The sequence below is a fragment of the Nocardia sp. CA-136227 genome (assembly GCF_050955695.1).
GTDB lineage: Bacteria > Actinomycetota > Actinomycetes > Mycobacteriales > Mycobacteriaceae > Nocardia.
On the sequence record NZ_CP192081.1, the window covers coordinates 1,780,434 to 1,796,177 of the forward strand.

General features: G+C 68.4%; 15 protein-coding genes and 1 pseudogene. 7 read left to right on the plus strand and 9 right to left on the minus strand.

The annotated features are described in order from the left end of the window. Window positions 1–39 precede the first annotated feature (39 nt). Complete coding sequence (locus ACQP06_RS07855; RefSeq protein ID WP_433671574.1) at window positions 40–273, minus strand: hypothetical protein; 234 nt, start codon at window positions 271–273, stop codon at window positions 40–42. 170 nt (window positions 274–443) lie between these two features. After that, window positions 444–881 carry a flavodoxin family protein gene (locus tag ACQP06_RS07860; protein WP_433671575.1) on the minus strand — a complete coding sequence of 146 codons (438 nt, stop codon included), beginning with the start codon at window positions 879–881 and terminating at the stop codon, window positions 444–446. A gap of 155 nt (window positions 882–1,036) precedes the next feature. Here ACQP06_RS07860 and ACQP06_RS07865 point away from each other — a divergent pair, with 155 nt between their 5' ends. Then, window positions 1,037–1,897, plus strand: coding sequence for a class I SAM-dependent methyltransferase (locus ACQP06_RS07865; RefSeq protein WP_433671576.1), 861 nt, complete (start codon window positions 1,037–1,039; stop codon window positions 1,895–1,897). A 498-nt stretch (window positions 1,898–2,395) separates the two neighbouring features. On the opposite strand, the gene ACQP06_RS07870 is transcribed toward ACQP06_RS07865, so the two are convergent. After that, complete coding sequence (locus ACQP06_RS07870) at window positions 2,396–3,832, minus strand: MFS transporter (protein ID WP_433671577.1); 1,437 nt, start codon at window positions 3,830–3,832, stop codon at window positions 2,396–2,398. Between the two features lie 102 nt (window positions 3,833–3,934). Here ACQP06_RS07870 and ACQP06_RS07875 point away from each other — a divergent pair, with 102 nt between their 5' ends. Beyond that, window positions 3,935–4,897: a helix-turn-helix transcriptional regulator gene (locus ACQP06_RS07875; protein ID WP_433671578.1), complete on the plus strand. Its 963-nt coding sequence runs from the start codon at window positions 3,935–3,937 to the stop codon at window positions 4,895–4,897. Window positions 4,898–4,955: 58 nt separating this feature from the next. Further along, on the plus strand, window positions 4,956–6,290 hold the full coding sequence (locus tag ACQP06_RS07880; RefSeq protein WP_357090405.1) for an MFS transporter: 1,335 nt from the start codon (window positions 4,956–4,958) through the stop codon (window positions 6,288–6,290). A 21-nt stretch (window positions 6,291–6,311) separates the two neighbouring features. Here ACQP06_RS07880 and ACQP06_RS07885 read toward each other — a convergent pair whose 3' ends face one another. Continuing rightward, window positions 6,312–6,920, minus strand: coding sequence for a TetR family transcriptional regulator (locus tag ACQP06_RS07885; protein ID WP_433671579.1), 609 nt, complete (start codon window positions 6,918–6,920; stop codon window positions 6,312–6,314). Window positions 6,921–7,143: 223 nt separating this feature from the next. Here ACQP06_RS07885 and ACQP06_RS07890 point away from each other — a divergent pair, with 223 nt between their 5' ends. From ACQP06_RS07890 to ACQP06_RS07900, 3 genes and pseudogenes are all read left to right on the plus strand, one after another. After that, window positions 7,144–8,208 (plus strand): ferredoxin reductase, encoded by a 1,065-nt coding sequence (locus ACQP06_RS07890; protein WP_433671580.1) that lies wholly within the window; start codon window positions 7,144–7,146, stop codon window positions 8,206–8,208. 11 nt (window positions 8,209–8,219) lie between these two features. Beyond that, window positions 8,220–9,368: a fatty acid desaturase family protein gene (locus tag ACQP06_RS07895; RefSeq protein ID WP_433671581.1), complete on the plus strand. Its 1,149-nt coding sequence runs from the start codon at window positions 8,220–8,222 to the stop codon at window positions 9,366–9,368. Continuing rightward, window positions 9,369–9,620 (plus strand): annotated as a pseudogene (locus ACQP06_RS07900) (hypothetical protein); the annotation flags it as partial. Window positions 9,621–9,725: 105 nt separating this feature from the next. On the opposite strand, the gene ACQP06_RS07905 reads toward ACQP06_RS07900, so the two are convergent. Next, window positions 9,726–10,331, minus strand: coding sequence for a DUF4254 domain-containing protein (locus ACQP06_RS07905; protein WP_433671582.1), 606 nt, complete (start codon window positions 10,329–10,331; stop codon window positions 9,726–9,728). Between the two features lie 463 nt (window positions 10,332–10,794). On the opposite strand from ACQP06_RS07905, the gene ACQP06_RS07910 reads away from it, so the two are divergent. Next, window positions 10,795–11,115 (plus strand): hypothetical protein, encoded by a 321-nt coding sequence (locus ACQP06_RS07910; RefSeq protein ID WP_433671583.1) that lies wholly within the window; start codon window positions 10,795–10,797, stop codon window positions 11,113–11,115. Window positions 11,116–11,472: 357 nt separating this feature from the next. Here ACQP06_RS07910 and ACQP06_RS07915 read toward each other — a convergent pair whose 3' ends face one another. From ACQP06_RS07915 to ACQP06_RS07930, 4 genes are read right to left on the minus strand one after another with little or no spacing between them, the layout of a single operon-like run. Beyond that, entirely contained in the window at window positions 11,473–12,033 is a 561-nt protein-coding gene (locus ACQP06_RS07915) for a GTP-binding protein (protein WP_379270903.1), read from the minus strand. 22 nt (window positions 12,034–12,055) lie between these two features. After that, window positions 12,056–12,487 carry a DUF742 domain-containing protein gene (locus ACQP06_RS07920; RefSeq protein WP_433671584.1) on the minus strand — a complete coding sequence of 144 codons (432 nt, stop codon included), beginning with the start codon at window positions 12,485–12,487 and terminating at the stop codon, window positions 12,056–12,058. Then, a complete protein-coding gene (locus ACQP06_RS07925; RefSeq protein ID WP_357090392.1) occupies window positions 12,484–12,912 on the minus strand; it encodes a roadblock/LC7 domain-containing protein in 429 nt (142 codons plus the stop codon). The genes ACQP06_RS07920 and ACQP06_RS07925 overlap by 4 nt, the downstream gene beginning before the upstream one ends. Before the next feature lie 11 nt (window positions 12,913–12,923). Then, entirely contained in the window at window positions 12,924–15,716 is a 2,793-nt protein-coding gene (locus ACQP06_RS07930) for a nitrate- and nitrite sensing domain-containing protein (RefSeq protein ID WP_433671585.1), read from the minus strand. Window positions 15,717–15,744 lie beyond the last annotated feature (28 nt).

Consider the following 15,744-nt stretch of genomic DNA (forward strand, 5'->3'; position numbering starts at 1 on the left):
TCGAAGAGTAGCCCTGAGTGCGTCGGTTGTTCTGTGGATTCACCGCGATCGCTGCCTCCGGCTGCCGCGTCGGCGTGGCGCGGCCGTGTCGTGGATGCACTCGTCACGGCGTGCGGGGTTTCGCTGTTGTGCGGTGCCTTTCAGTTCGCGCGCGGCGATGATCACCTGCTGGCACGCACGGAACAGTTCGGCGAGCGCGGCGGGGATACGCGCGGAGGACTGAATGATGAGGATCGCGCTCGCGATGACGGTGAGGATCGTGGTGGTAGTCATGCCGATACCCTCGGTGTAACTCCTGTTCGGAGGCATTCGGTATGGGCAAGCCGAAACGATCCGAAACCGAAGGCAGGGCAGAGCAGTTCGGTTCTGTGACTGCGAAGCCTGGCGTTCCGAATGAGCCCGAACGGTTCGCGTCAGGCCGCCGACGAAGCGATCGACGGCCCTCAGCCGAGTCCCGTCGCGAAGGCCCGCGCCGCAGCCAGATCCGCGGCGTCGGGCCGCCCCTTGTGGATTCCCCCGACCAGCTTCAACGGCGCGAAGGTGTCGAACGCCCGCACCGAGAAGGTATCCACCACCTCGAACCCTTTCCGTCCGAGCAGGCGCGTCATCGGAGCCATCACGGCGGGAAATCCACTGGTGGCGAACACGAATGCGCGTCCCCGACTCCCGTCGGGCAGTGACCGCGCGAATTCCCGCAGCCGGGGATGGAAGGCCATGGAGAAGATTCCTGATCCGAACCCCACCAGGTCGTACTCCGCGAGGTCGGCGGGCGAAACCTCTTCGGGCTCAACGACGCGGGCTCCGAGGACTTCACCCATGGCCTCCGCCACTCGCCGCGTATTGCCGTGCGACACCGAAACGCACACGATCAGAGTCTTCATCACATCGCTCCCTGCTTCCCCGATGATTCCGGACATCCTTGCGGACACCGCCCGCGTGCCCGATCGTGACATCGAGTCGATGTGGTGGCCGTCACAGGGATGTGGTCGGCGGCGGTAGCATCAGCGGCTATGTCGGACGATCCGAGGCCGGGCCGGTGACCACGGCCGGGCGCGGGGATACGGGTTTCACCGGGTCGATTCCCGAGGTGTACGACTCGCTGCTGGTTCCGATGATCTTCGCGGAACCGGCTCGGCTGCTCGCGCGGACGGTGGCCGCCTCCGACGGGGTCGACGTGCTCGAAACCGCTGCCGGGACCGGCGTGCTGACCAGGGCGCTGGCACAGCTGGGGAGTCACCGCATCGTGGCGACCGATCTGAACGAACCCATGCTGGCGGCCGCCGCGGCGCGGCTGCCGTCCGAGCGGGTCCGATGGCAGGTGGCGGATGCCGCGGATCTGCCGTTCCCCGATTGCTCGTTCGATGTCGTGGTCTGCCAGTTCGGTGTGATGTTCCTACCCGACAAGGTGCGCGGTTACGCCGAGGCCCTGCGAGTGCTCCGCCCGGGCGGCATGTTCGCGTTCACCGTCTGGGATCGGATCGAGACGAGCGCGGTCACCCAGACCGTCACCGACGCCCTGTGCGCCGCAACACCGGACGAGCCGCTCGAGTTCCTCCGCCGAACCCCGCACGGCTACTTCGACTTCGACCGCATCCGAAGCGAACTCGAGGCGGCCGGGTTCGACCACATCAGCGGCGAGTACATCGACGGTTCGAGCCGTCAGACCGCGGAGACGGGTGCGGTGGCGTTCTGCCAGGGCACCCCGTTGCGCGGCGAGATCGACCGTCACCCGACCCTGAATGTCGAGTCCGCGACCGCGATCGCCGCCGCGGCATTGCGAGACAGGTTCGGATCCGGCCAGTTCGACGCCCCGACCCGCTGGTTGCAATGGACGGTCACTCGCCCCCGATGGTCCAGCGCCGCGAGGACGATCACCCCGAGCGCCGCGACCACGTAGGCGATAGCCGACCACCCGGAGATCGATTCGAAAATGGTTGCGGCACTGCCGGACACGTTCCCATCCCCGGTGACCAAGGCCGCCAGCGGAACCAGGTGATCATCGGCCTGATCGGTGAAGTCCGGCAGGGTCAGCGCGAAGGCCAGCACCGCGAGATCAGCTACGCCGAGCGCGATGAGCGTGCGCGGCCGCAGTGAGGGTGCGAGCACCACACCCATCAGTCCCGCGAGCAGCAGAGGCGCGAGCACGACAGCCGCCGCCATACCGAAGGTCATGATGACGATGGCCGCCCACCAGCCGGGCGCGACCAGTCGCACCGCCAGCGCGCCGAGGACGACCGCGCATTGGCTGGTGGCGAGCAGCACTCGTTTCATGACCAGGACCTCCGGATAGACGAATCAACCGACACCTCGATCCTGCTGATCGCGGGCGTAGCCGGGATGAGCCCGGCTACGCCCCCTCCTGAGTAGATCTGCCTAGTCGTGCGGGGCCGGGCCCTCACCGGGCCGCACGGATGGCGAGTGCGGCGGCGAGGGCGAGGGTGGCTCCTTCCGCGATGGCGGTGGCGCCTACGGCGTGGGCGGCGGCGGTGGGGTTGGTGGCGAGGGTGAGGAAGAGGGTGCCGAAGGTGGCGACGCCGATGACTACGCCGAGTTGGACGCAGGTGACGAGGATGCCGCTGGCGTCGGCGGCGAGGGTGACGGGGATCTTGCTGGTGGCGCGGGCCATGAGGGGGCTGAAGGCGAGGCCGTAGCCGATGCCCATGACGGCCAGGATCGTCAGGTCGAGGGGGTTGACGGAGTGGCCGTCGCGGAGGGACAGGGCCATGGCGATGGTTGTGGCGGCGGCGAGGAGCAGGCCGCCGGGGATCATCGCGCGGTGGAAGCGGGCGGGGATGCGGGTCCAGTTCAGGCTGACCAGGCCGAAGGTGATGCCGTTGGGGACGAACAGGAGTCCGGCGTGGACGGGGGAGTAGCCGAGGGTGGATTGCAGGTGGATGGTGAGGATGAAGACCCAGCCGCCGAAGGTGCACATGATCAGGAAGAGGGTGGCCGCGGCGGCGAGCAGGCCGGGAGCGCGGACCACGCGATCGGCGAAGAGCGGTTCCCCGCCGCGGCGGTGCACCCAGCGCTCCACCAGGGCGAAGGCGGCGAAGCCGAAGGCGGACGCGCCCAGCGCGATCCGGGTCCAGGCGGGCCACTGCTGTTCGTGGCCGAGCACAAGCGGCACCGACAGCGCGAGGACCGAGGCGGTGAGGACCGCCAGCCCGGGCAGATCGAGCCGGCGTTCGCCGCGCGGGGTGGCGGCGGGCAGCACGCGCGGCGCGACCGCGAGCAGGGCGACCCCGATCGGGACGTTCACGAGAAACACTCCGCGCCAGCCGGTTCCGGCGATATCGCTGCTCACGATGACCCCGCCGAGGATCTGGCCCACGACCATGCCCCCGGAGATGACGGCCGCGTACACCGACAGCGCCCGAGCCCGCGTGTTCCCGGTGGCGGTGATCTGGATCAGGCTCATGACCTGCGGCACCATGGCCGCCGCCCCGACGCCTTGGAGGAAGCGGAACGCGATGAGCGAGGCCGGATTCCACGCCAGCCCGCAGATGAGGGAGGCGAGGGTGAACAGCGCGAGCCCCGCGACGAACATCCGGCGCTGCCCGAATCGATCACCGAGCCGTGCGCCGGTGACCAGCAGGACCGCGTAGGCGATGACGTATCCGGAGACGATGAGTTGCAGCCCGGAACCCGTGGCGTGCAAGGAGGTTCGGATCGACGGGATGGCGACGTTCACGATGGACGCGTCCAGGACCGCCATGAACTGGCCGAGCAGGATGACGGTGAGCACCGCGATCGGACGTCGAACGCCGCCGAGAGAAGGCGCAGTCGGCGGCGCGGCAGCCGCGGGTGGGGTGTGGGTGAGGCTCTGAGACATGAGATTCAGCCTGCGCCGCGACCGACCCCGCTGACAGGAGTCCGCTTATACGGGTACTGGCACCACCTGGATACCCCTAGCGAAACCCGCCACCATGGAGGAATGGTGTCAGCAGCGGGATACAACGTCCTCGTCGAGCGGACTGCCGGAGCGGCTGCGCGTGCCGGTGATCCGCGGTCGGTGCGCAAGGTCCGGCGGGGGGAGTTGTCGACGTTCCTGAAGTCGCGGCGGGCTCGGATTCGGCCGGAGGATGTGGGGTTGCCGGTGGGGGTGCGGCGGCGCACGCCCGGTTTGCGGCGTGAGGAGGTGGCGCAGCTGGCCGGGGTGGGGATCACCTGGTACACCTGGCTCGAACAGGGCCGGGACATCAATTGCAGTGTGCAGGTGCTGGATGCGATCGCCCGGGCGTTGTGCCTGGACGGGGCGGAGCACGCGCACCTGTACCGGTTGGCGAATGTGCCGACGGCGCCGGCCATGGTGGTCGAGGAGCCGGTGCCCGAGGAGGTGCAGACGATTCTCGATCACCTGTATCCGCTGCCCGCCACCCTGTTCAGCTCCAAATACGATGTGCTGGCCCACAATGCGGCATACGCGGCGATGTTTCCACTGTTCGTGATCGGCAACCGCAATGCGCTGCGCAAGGTCTTCCTGGCCGACGAGTGCTGCACCCCGTACCCGGCGGACTCGGAGCCGGATCACCTGGCCCGCATGGTCGGCTACCTGCGGGCCGCGTACGCCCGCAATCTGGGTGACCCGGAATGGACGGAGTTCATCGACGGCATGGTGGCCGACAGCCCGCAATTCGCGGAACTGTGGGCCCGCAACGATGTCGCGCTCCCGATCGGCCGCACCCGGGTCGTCCGCAATCTGGCGGTCGGCATGCTGGATATGTACATGACCAGCATGTCCCTGCCGTCGATCGCGGGCGCCTGGATGCAGGTCTGGACTCCGTCCACGCCGGAGGCCTGGGACCAGCTGCACGCCCTGCTCGCCATGACCGCCGAGGAATACCGCCGCCCGTGGACCGAGCACGTCGAGCAGGTGCACGGCCGCGCTCTGGCCTGACCCGCCACCCGGCGTGGATGTCGCACGCGAGTCGCGTTCGGTCGCTTAGTCTGCGCTGATGACCGAGGCGTCGGGTGAAGTCACCGTCGGGCAGGCGACCGGGCGGGGAACCGTACTGGCGTGGGGATTCTGGGACTGGGCGGGCGCGTCGTTCAACGCGGTCATCCTGACCTTCGTGTTCTCGGTGTACCTGACCGACAAGGTGGGTGCGGATCTGCCGGGCGGGATCTCGGCTAGCGCCTGGCTGGGGTGGGCGCTGGGCGCGGCGGGCCTGGTGGTCGCGCTCACCGCGCCGGTGGCGGGCCAGTGGTTCGACGCCACCGCGAGACGCAAACTGGCCCTGGGCATTCTGACCTCGGTGACGGTGCTGCTGATGGCGGCCATGTTCTTCGTGAAGGACGACTACCACTACCTGTGGGTCGGTCTGGTGCTGCTGGCTGTGGGCTCGGCGTCGTTCGAGCTGTCGCACGTCCCGTATTTCGCCATGCTGCGGCAGGTGTCCACGCCCGCGAACGTCGGCCGGGTGTCCGGATTCGGCTGGTCCATGGGCTATTTCGGCGGCATCATCCTGCTGCTGATCAGCTATGTCGGGTTCATCGCCGGCAAGGGCGACAATCGCGGCCTGCTCGGCGTCCCGATCGAGGACGGTCTGAACATCCGCTTGGTCGCGGTGCTGGCGGCGGTGTGGTTCGCCGGTTTCGCGGTGCCGCTGTTCCTGTTCGTCCCGGAGGTGCCGCGCACCGACGCGGATCCCGGTGCGGCGGTACGCGGCCGGGCGTTCCTGTCGTCGTACCGGGTGCTGTTCCGGGATGTGCGGGAGCTCTGGCGCACCGATCGCCGCACGGTGGGTTTCCTGTTGGCGAGCGCCATCTTCCGGGATGGCCTGGCGGGCGTGTTCACCTTCGGCGCGATCCTGGCGGTGAAGGTGTACGGCATCGCCGATGCCGACGTGCTGCTGTTCGGCATCGCCGCGAATGTGGTTGCGGCGCTGGGCGCGCTGGTCGGCGGCCGGTTCGACGACCGCACCGGCCCGAAGGCGGTGATCGTCGCCTCGCTGCTGGGCATGATCGTGTGCGGCGCGTTCCTGCTGGTGTTGTCGGGTCCGCTGATGTTCTGGATCTTCGGCCTGCTGCTGACCGTATTCGTCGGTCCCGCACAGGCTTCGGCCCGTTCGTTCCTGGCCCGGGTGTCCCCGCCGGGGCGCGAGGGGCAGATGTTCGGTCTCTACGCGACCACGGGTCGCGCCGTATCCTTCCTCGCCCCAACCCTTTTCGGATTCTTCGTGTGGGCGTTCGACGCCGAGCGGGCGGGCATCGTCGGCCTGCTACTGGTGTTGATCGTCGGCCTCATGCTGTTGCTGCCGGTACGCGGGGATGACCTGCACGACAAGTGAATTCGCCGTAACGGTCCGGTCTCAGGGGCGCCAGGCGCCCATGCCGAGCGCGATGAGGCGCACCTGGAGCACGGCGCGGTCGACGGTGCGCGCGCTCTCGCGGGGTTCGGCCATCAGGTAGTCGGCGATCCGGTCGGCGACGGTGGACACGATGAGGTCGGCCGCCAGTTCGAGATCGTCGGGCGACCAGTCGTCGAGGGCCCGCACCCGGGACAGGTCGACCACCAGTTCCCGTTCGATGAGTTGCATCTCGACCGAGATGGCCCCGCGCAGGGGCGCCGAGCCGCCGTGCCGTTCGCGAATCAGGAAGCCCCACAGATCGCGCTTGCCGTCGACCTGTTCGAAAACGAATCGTACGGTGTGGGCGAGCGTCGGATTGGGGGTGCGCCGCATTTCGCGCAGCGCCAGCCGCAATTGCCGCACGCCTTCCTCGACCAGTGTGGTGCCGAGTTCGTCGAGCGAGGCGAAATGCCGGTAGAAGGCGGTGGGCACGATGCCGGCCGAGCGGGCGATCTCACGCAGGGAGAGCGCGGCGAAACCGCGGTCGGCGGCCAGGGCGAGGGTGCCGTCGAGCAGGGCCGTGCGGGTGCGTTCCTTGCGCTCGACTCGGGTAGCTGCCTGCTCGCTCATCTCGATGAGCATACATGCGTTCACATTCGTTCCATTCGAGAGATGTCGTGTGGGTCACACGAACTGCCGGTTGAACTGGAGTGGCTTCACCGGGCACACTATCTCAGTGTACAGATGTGCACCGAAATGGCGTCGAAGTCAGCGTGGACGGCGACGCCGGCTCGGACAGCGCGTCGAACGTGGAGAGGCGTCGCTGAGCCCGGCGACGCGACAGGAGGCTCACATGGTCGGACTACTCGACCTGGTGCAGAAGACAATGACCACCCCGCACCCGCTGGATCGTTACCTCGAGCTGGTGCGCCCGACCCTGACCCGGCGCTCGATGCGCGCGGAGATCACCCATGTGCGGCGCAGCGCGGTCGGCTCGGTCACTCTCACCCTCAAGCCCGCCCGGCAGTGGACCGGGCACGTGGCGGGGCAATACGTGCAGATCGGCGTCGTGATCGACGGCGTGCGCCACACCCGCTGCTATTCCCCGGTCAATGCCGACGGACGTCGGGACCGGCACATCGAACTCACCGTCAAAGCCCACCCTCAGGGGCTGGTCTCGAACTACCTGCACGACAACGCGATCCCGGGCATGGTGGTGGATCTGGAACCCGCCGCGGGCGTGTTCCATCTGCCCGCCACCCGCCCGGAGGCGGTCGTGCTGATCAGCGGCGGCAGCGGCATCACCCCGGTGCTGTCCATGCTGCGCACCCTCGCCAACGAGGGCTACCGCGGCCGGATCCTGTTCCTGCATTACAACCGTTCTCCGGAATTCGTCCCGCACCGCGAGGAGCTGGAGGCGATCGCCATGCAGCACGGCAATGTGCGGGTCGAGTTCCGCTACCCGGAGACCCAGCGTCACGCCAATTTCGGCTACGACGAGCTGGAGGCGCTGGCGCCCTGGTTCCCGACCGCGCAGACCTACCTGTGCGGCCCGCCCGGCCTGATGAACGCCGTGCGCACCGTCTACGAGGCCGAACAGCTCGGCCCGCGCCTGCACAGTGAGGAGTTCACCCTCACCACGGCGGTCGTCGACCCGTCCGACGCCGAGGGCAAGGTGACCTTCTCCGGCAGCGGCGTGGTCGCCGAGAACACCGGTGAAACCCTGCTCGAACAGGCCGAAGCCGCGGGCCTGAACCCGGAGTACGGGTGCCGCATGGGCATCTGCTTCTCCTGCACCGCCGTCAAGCGCAGCGGCTGCACCCGCAATCTGCGCACCGGGGAGCTCGACAGCGACCCGGATCAGCCCATCCAGATCTGCATCAACGCCCCCGTCGGGGACGTCGACCTCGCTCTGTGAACGGAGAGATCATGGCGATTCTTACCGAAACCCCCGAGGGCCCGCTGGTCCTCAGCGTCGAACAGGTCGAGGAGATCGGCCGCGAACTCGACGCGCTGCGCGCCCGCGTCACCGCCGACCTGGGCGAGCGCGACCGCGACTACATCTACAAGGTGATCAAGGCCCAGCGCGGCTTCGAGATCGCCGGCCGCGGCCTGCTCTACCTGGGCTTCCTGCCCCCGTTCTGGCTGGCGGGCGTGGCCGCGCTGAGCGTGTCGAAGATCCTCGACAATATGGAGATCGGCCACAACGTCATGCACGGCCAGTGGGACTGGATGCGTGAGCCGACCCTGAATTCCCGTGTCTTCGAATGGGATACGGTGTGCCCCGCCGACCAATGGCGGCACTCGCACAACTACATGCACCACACCTACACCAACATCCACGACATGGACCGCGACATCGGTTACGGCATCCTGCGGATCGACGAGGGCCAGAAGTGGAACCCCTACTACCTGGGGAATCCGGCCTACGCGTTCGCGCTCATGGTGCTGTTCGAGTGGGGCGTGATGCTGCACGACCTTGAGGTCGAGAACATCCTGACCGGCAAGCGCAAGTGGTCGGATGTGAAGGCCCTGCTCCAGGGGCAGGGGCGTAAGGCCGGTCGGCAGGTCCTCAAGGACTACGTGGTGTTCCCGGCGCTGACCGGTCCGCTGTTCCTGTCCACGCTGGCGGCCAACTTCACCGCCAATATCGTGCGCAACCTGTGGACGTTCTCCATCATCTTCTGCGGGCACTTCCCCTCCGGCGTACAGACGTTCACCAAGGATGAGACCGCCGAGGAGACCCAGGGCGAGTGGTACGTGCGCCAGATGCTGGGTTCGGCGAACATCAAGGGCTCCAAGCTGTTCCATGTGATGTCGGGCAACCTGTCGCATCAGATCGAGCACCATCTGTTCCCGGACATTCCGGCCAACCGCTACCCGGAAATGGCGCCCGAGGTGCGGGCGCTGTGCGAAAAGCACGGTCTGCCGTACAACACCGGCCGCTTCTCGAAGCAGATCGGTTCGGTGTGGGCGAAACTCTTCAAGCTGGCGCTGCCGCCGTTCCTGGTCAAGAATTCAGGGCAGGCCGGTGTTATCGTGATGCGCCGGGGGCAGGCGAGTGAGGTGGGCGTATAGATGATTTCCAAATTCGAGAGCAACAAGGATCTGATCCAGGAATTGACGTCGTCGGGAGCACGGCACGTCGGCAATATCGCATCGATCATCACCGGCACGGTCGCCGAGGTGACCCGGGAGATCGGTGACTGGATCACCGACGCCATCGAGATGCGCGAAGCCGCGGCCGCCGCGGAGAAGGACGCCGCCGCCCAGCGCGCCGCGGACCTGTCCGACGACCTCGACGACGATCTCGACGAGACCCCGGAACCGCCACGCGTACAGGAGGATTCGGCGACCAAGCCGGTTCCGAGCGAGCGTGTGACGCAGTCGGACGTCATCGACGCCGAGGTCGTCGACCCCCGCTAGCCGGGGTTTCTACCAGGTGGGGAGTCGCCGCCGGTGCTGGGCGACTTCCGTGATCAGATCCCGATAGCCGTCGGCGAGCTCGGCCAGCCGGTACCACTGCAGGTGGGCCTCGGTGTCCACCCCGCGGTGGGGCCGGTCCTCGCTCACCCGGTGCGCCTTGGTGCGGCGCCGGGCTCGTCCGTCGGTGGCTTTCGGAACGCCGTTGGCCGGGGCCGGAGGCCCACCGTTGCCCAGGGCCTGTTGTGCGGCAACCCATTTCGCGGCCATGCGGTCGATGACGGCGCCGAGGGTCTCGGTGTGCAGGGAGGCCCCGGCACGGTGCGGGATATTGATCGCGACCCAGTCGTCGATGCGGGAGACCAACTCGGCGCGGCGAGTGTCGATCCGGTCGATGTGGTGGGCGCTGGCGGCGACATCGTCGGGGGTGGCGTCGGCGGCGTGGGCGGAGTCCAGGGCGCGTTGCCGGCGTTCGTGGCATCGCACCAGCTCATGGGCCGATTCCAGGACGTCGCGGTCGCGGCGGGCGGTGTCTATCGGTTCTCGGAAGGCACGCAGGAGCGTGTCCGGCGAGGGAAGTTCGGCGCCGAAACCCGCTCCCGTGTAGTCGATTGACATGTTTCCCACCCTCGGCCGCGCATGCGTGTGGATACGCCAGGGCCGAGGGGGATTCGGGGAGGGGCTCCCCTCGGCTCCGGCGCAGCCCCGCACCCGGAACGCAACAGCCCACCACCAGCGACACGGTGAAGTAACCGGGAAATCCGCGACGATGCGATGAGAAGACTGTCCGATAATGCGGGACATATTCAGGAAAGCGCGATAGTCGGAGGGGCGCAACCATCCGGCGCGTGATCGGCGAAGCTGCCTGAAAATCGTTATACAGCATTACAAGACGGTCACATGGGCGCTGCGGTTGAAGGCTGATCGACACCTGCGCGGGCGGTGTGTGGGACGGCTCCAGGGGTGCTTCGCCGCCGGGTCGAGGTTGTCCGGGGCCGGTTCGGTTACCGAAGCTTATGAATAGCTATCTTTGCGGCGCGCCGAGGGTGCGACGCGCCGAAGTCGGTTAGCCTCGATATTCATGCCCGCCTATGCCTCTTCGCCGGAGCTGCGGTTCGGTTTCATGTTCGCGCTGGAAGACCCGGAGCGAATTGCCGAAGTCGTCCGGAACCTGATCGTTCGCCGAACGGTGTCGGTGTTCCGGCTCGCGCATCTGTCCGACGACAACGGACCGCCCGATCGGTTTGTCGTGAACTGGTCCGCCCTGCCGCAGATCGCCATCACGACCGCCGCGCCGGAGCCGGACGAATTGCATTCCAGCGGAACGATGCTGGTCAACGCGTTTCTCGGCGAGGATGGTGAGATCAGCCTCTACTCGGCGGGTGTCGCACCGCCGCAGTAGGAACTGGACGGTCCTCTCTCTGTGATGGGTGACACAGGCCGTCTCAGCTACCTCTCAGCGATAGGCAAGGTTCGCCTAAGTCTCCCTCGGCAGTGTGGGTCCCGTCGCCGGCCGGAAATCCCGGACGGCGGCGACAACAGTAGAGAGGCTGAAAAATGATCCCGGTTATCATCAACACTGGTTCCGCTGCTCTGAACGGCGTTCTGGACACCGGCAGCGCCGCCCTGGGTGGTCTGCTGAACACGCTGTGGACGGGTTCGTTCGGCCGTTAATTCGCATTTCCGCGAAGGGTTTTCGGGCAATCGCCCCGGGTGCGTTCGCACCCGGGGCGATTTTTGTTCCGGTCCCGCGGCCGGTTCAGCCGGCCAGCGCCGGGGCGCGGCGCGTTTGCAGGATCTGCTCCAGCAGCGCCACCAGCACCAGCTTCACCGACTCCCGATCGCGGGCGTCGCAGTCCATGAGGTGGATGGCGGGGGACAGGTCCAGCGCCTCGCGGACCTCGCTCAGCTCGAAGCGTGATCCGGACTCGAATCGGTTGACCGCCACCACGAACGGCGTCCCACGCTGTTCGAAGAAGTCCAGCACCGGGTAGCAGTCCTCGACTCGGCCGGTGTCGACCAGCACGATGCCGCCCAGCGCACCGTCGAGCAGATCGTCCCAGAGGAATTCGAAGCGCTCCTGGCCGGGCGTGCCGAACAGGTAGAGCACCAGGCCGGCGTCGAGGGTGATGCGCCCGAAGTCCAGCGCGACCGTGGTGGTGGTCTTGCCGGTGGCCAGGCCCGGATCGTCCAGTCCCACAGACACTTCGGTCATGGCGGCCTCGGTGGACAGCGGTTCGATCTCGGAGATCGCCCCGATGAAGGTGGTCTTCCCGACCCCGAATCCGCCGCTGGTCACCACCTTCACCGAGGAGGCCAGCGGCAGCGGATCGCCGGATATATCAGAGGTTCCGAACAAGGTCCCGGATCCTTTCCAGAGCAGCGGTGGAGAGTTCGTCGGTGCGTCCCACCGACACGTGCCCGGCCGACACCAGATCACTGACCAGCACGCGCGCCACCCCGATCGGTACCCGTAGGGCCGCACCGATTTCGGCGATGGAATGCGGGCGCTGGCACAGTCGGGCCACCCGTTCGAGTTCGAAGCGTAGCGGTGCGGACAATGCCGCCGGGGTGGCGCGTACCAAGGCCTCGATGCGCAGCCCGTCGACCACGGGGGTGGTGCGTCCGGAGGTGATCATGAAGGGCCGTACCACCGGTTCGTCGGAGTCGTGAAGTCCTGTCGGCCGGGCGCCGGGCGCGGGCGCGCCGGACCAGCCGCTGGGGCGGGTCGGTGCGATCATGCGCGCGTCCGGCAGCCTATGCGAATCATTCATCGGCTCAACGATTCTCGCAGTTCACTGATCAGCGCCGGGGTGAGCAGCGCGCCGGCCCGGTCGGCCAGCACCGCCATCTGGTAGCCGACCAGCCCGACATCGGCGTTGTGGTCGGCGATGACGCCGATGCAGCTGCCGTTGGCCATGGCCGACACCAGCAGGAACCCGCGTCCCATCTCGATCATGACCAGCCGCAGGCCGTCGAAATCGTAACTGCGGGAAGCGCTTCGGCCCAGGCTGGTGAGACCGGAGACGATGGCGGCCAGCCGGTCGGCGCCATTGCGGTCCAAGCCCTGGGACATGGCCATGAGTAGCCCGTCGGAGGACACCGCCACGGCGTCACGGACGCCGTCGGTGGTGCGCACGAAATCCGCCAGCAGCCAGTTGAAGGTGTGCGGATCGGTATCGGTGTAATGGGTGGTCACCCGGTGTCCTCCTATGCTCGCGTTCCGGGTCGGGGCGGTTCGCCGCCCTGCCCGCGCTGATGCCCGGATCGGAATCCGGCCAATATGCTGCGTATCTCGTCGGGTGAACGGTCCGCGACCGGCGTCGGGGTTGGCCGCCCGGCTGCCGGTTGAGCACCACCCGGAGTGGCGCCCGTGTGCCCGCGAGTCTTCCGGTTGCGCTTGACGAGACCGTTTCGCGTACGTTGCACCTCCGGGACGGCTCCCGAAACGTCCGGCCCCGCCGCCGGTGAGCCCGGCGAAACCGGCTCCACGGCAGCGGTCTTCGGCGCGGCGGCCGCGGTGCCGCCGCCCGTCGTCCCGGCGGGCTTGACGGCGGTTGCCGAAGCCGTGCCGGGGTTCTCGGTCGCAGCCGTCGTGCCCGCGGGGGCGGTTGCCTGCGGAACGCCGGGTGCGACAGCCGATCCGGATGTCGTGATCGGCGGTGCCGGAACAGGCGGCAGCGCGGCGGAATCGGTGGCCGGTCCGGTCGGCGCGGGCCGTGAGACCGTGGGCGTCGGCGCCTGCTGATCCTTGTCCGGCAGCGGAACGAGCTTGATCGTGGTGGGGCGCACCGGCGAACCATTGCCGCCGGTGGGTTCGCTCGGGGCCGCGGAGCCCATGTCGCCGATGATCTCGGTGAGGGCCGCGAACGCGGCGGCCGTGTCGTAGACGGGGTCGGTGGCGGCGGGGGCCGGGGGCTCCGACTCGTCCACCGGTGTCTCGGCGGGGGCAGCCGGTGTCACCGCGGGCGTGGAGCTGTGACGACCGGGTTTGGACTCCGGCATGGTGTCCACCACGGTCGGAAGCTGCGCTCCCGCCGCGTGTTTCGAGTCCTGCGGCGCGGCGGGCCGGTCGGTGGTGGGGTCGCCGAGCAGCTCGGTCGGCAGCAGCATGCGGGCCACCACACCGCTGGTCGGCGACACCGTGAGCTCGACCTCGACGCCGAGCCGCCGAGCCAGCCGGCCCACCACGTAGTGCCCGAGGAACCGGGTGGGCGCGACCAGGAAGTCGGCCTCGCCGCGCAGCCGGGCATTGGCGGTGGCGAGCTGGTCGGGCGGCATGCCGACGCCGTGGTCGACGACCGCGATCATGTACCGCGAGCCCAGGCGGCGGCCGTAGATCTCCACCTCGAGGTCGGGCGGGGAGAACGACAGCCCGTTCTCGATGAGTTCGGCGAGCATGTGCGCGACCTCGCTGACGTGCGCGCCCGCGATGGCGGTGTCGTCCACCCGGCGCAGCACCACCCGCCGGTAGTCGTCGACCTCGGACAGTCCGGCCCGGATGACGTCGGTCAGCGGGATGGGCTTGGACCAGCGGCGCGGGCTGGATTCGCCGACCAGCACCAGCAGGCTCTCGGCATTGCGGCGCATGCGGGTGGCCAGGTGGTCGAGTTCGAAGAGGTTGGACAGCGCGTTGGGGTCGAGTTCCTCGCGCTCGAACTCGCTGATCAGGCCGAGCTGGCGGCGCACCAGGTTCTGATTGCGCCGGGCCAGGTTGGCCATGGATTCGGTGGAGTTGCGGCGCAGCCGGGCCTGGGCGGAGGCGAGTTCGTAGGCGGTGGTCTGCACCCGGTCCAGGGCGGTGGCCACGGACGCGATCTCGGCGCCGGCGCTCTCGTCGGCGCGGACCGGTTCGGGCGGTTCCGGGTCGGCGTCGTCGGAGTTCTGCCAGGCCTCGATGAGCTGCGGCAGTCGCCGCCCGGCCACCACGTCGGCTTCCTCGGCGAGGTCGGCGAGCGGACGCACGATGGCGCGCACGGTGGCCACCACCAGCCACACCTGGGCGGCGATGGCGAGCGCGGCGGCCAGCAGGTACAGCGCGAGCACCACGGTGGCGTCGCGGCGCAGGTCGCTCGCCCGGCCGGTGATCTCGCCGCCGATGCTGCGCTGCACCGTGCGTTCGCCGTCGATGACCGAGCTCATCTCACGCCACCAGTCGGCCGGGTTCACCGGTTCGGTGAGGGGGCCGCGGGTGGAGGCGATGGCGACGGCCTCGGCGGTGTTCACCCGGATGGACTCGTCGGTCTGCATGGCGGCGTACAGCTTCGACCGCTGCGCGGGGGTGGCGTCGCGTTCGAATCCGGTGATGGCGGCCTGCTTGGCGGCGCGGATGTCGAGGAACTTCACGTACTCGCCGGGGCCGAACTCGCCCGCGGCGAAGACGCCCGCGAGGAACCCGCGCTCCTGGGCGGTGAACTCCTTGACGTCGCCGAGGTCGTGCAGCGATTGCAGGCCCCGCCACAGCTGCGGGTCGGGCGCGTGGTCGAGGCCCGGCCGCGCCTGGTTCAGCGCGGCGATGGCATTGGTGTAGAAGGTGAACGACGCGGCGCGGTCGATGCGCCCGGCGTCGACGTCGGACCGGTTGACGGTGACGCCGGAGAACTGGGACAGCCCCGACCGGACCTGATCGGCGCCCGGCGGCTGATCGCTCAGGGTCTGATTCAGTTGCTGCAGTGCGGTATCGGTGGCCAGGCGCTGGTTTCCGATGGCGGGCCGGGCCGCGGCGTCGCCGCCGAGCATGCCGTTGGTGAGGCCGCGTTCGCGCTGGATCTCGTGCACCAGGTCCTGGACGTCCAGGGCGAGGCGCACCGCCCGCGCGGTCTCGCCGGTGTCGCGGAAACTGTTGACCTGGTGGGTGATGATGACGGCCAGCAGGGCCAGCACCAGCGCGACGGAGAAGATCAGGATGCGGCGCAGGCGCGCCGCGATGGTGCGCGGCCGGATCAATTCCCGTGGCGGCGTGAGCTTCGCGTTACCCGGCGGCAACATTTTTGCCGAACCCACCTTCACTCCGTCTCCCGATTATCAGCTG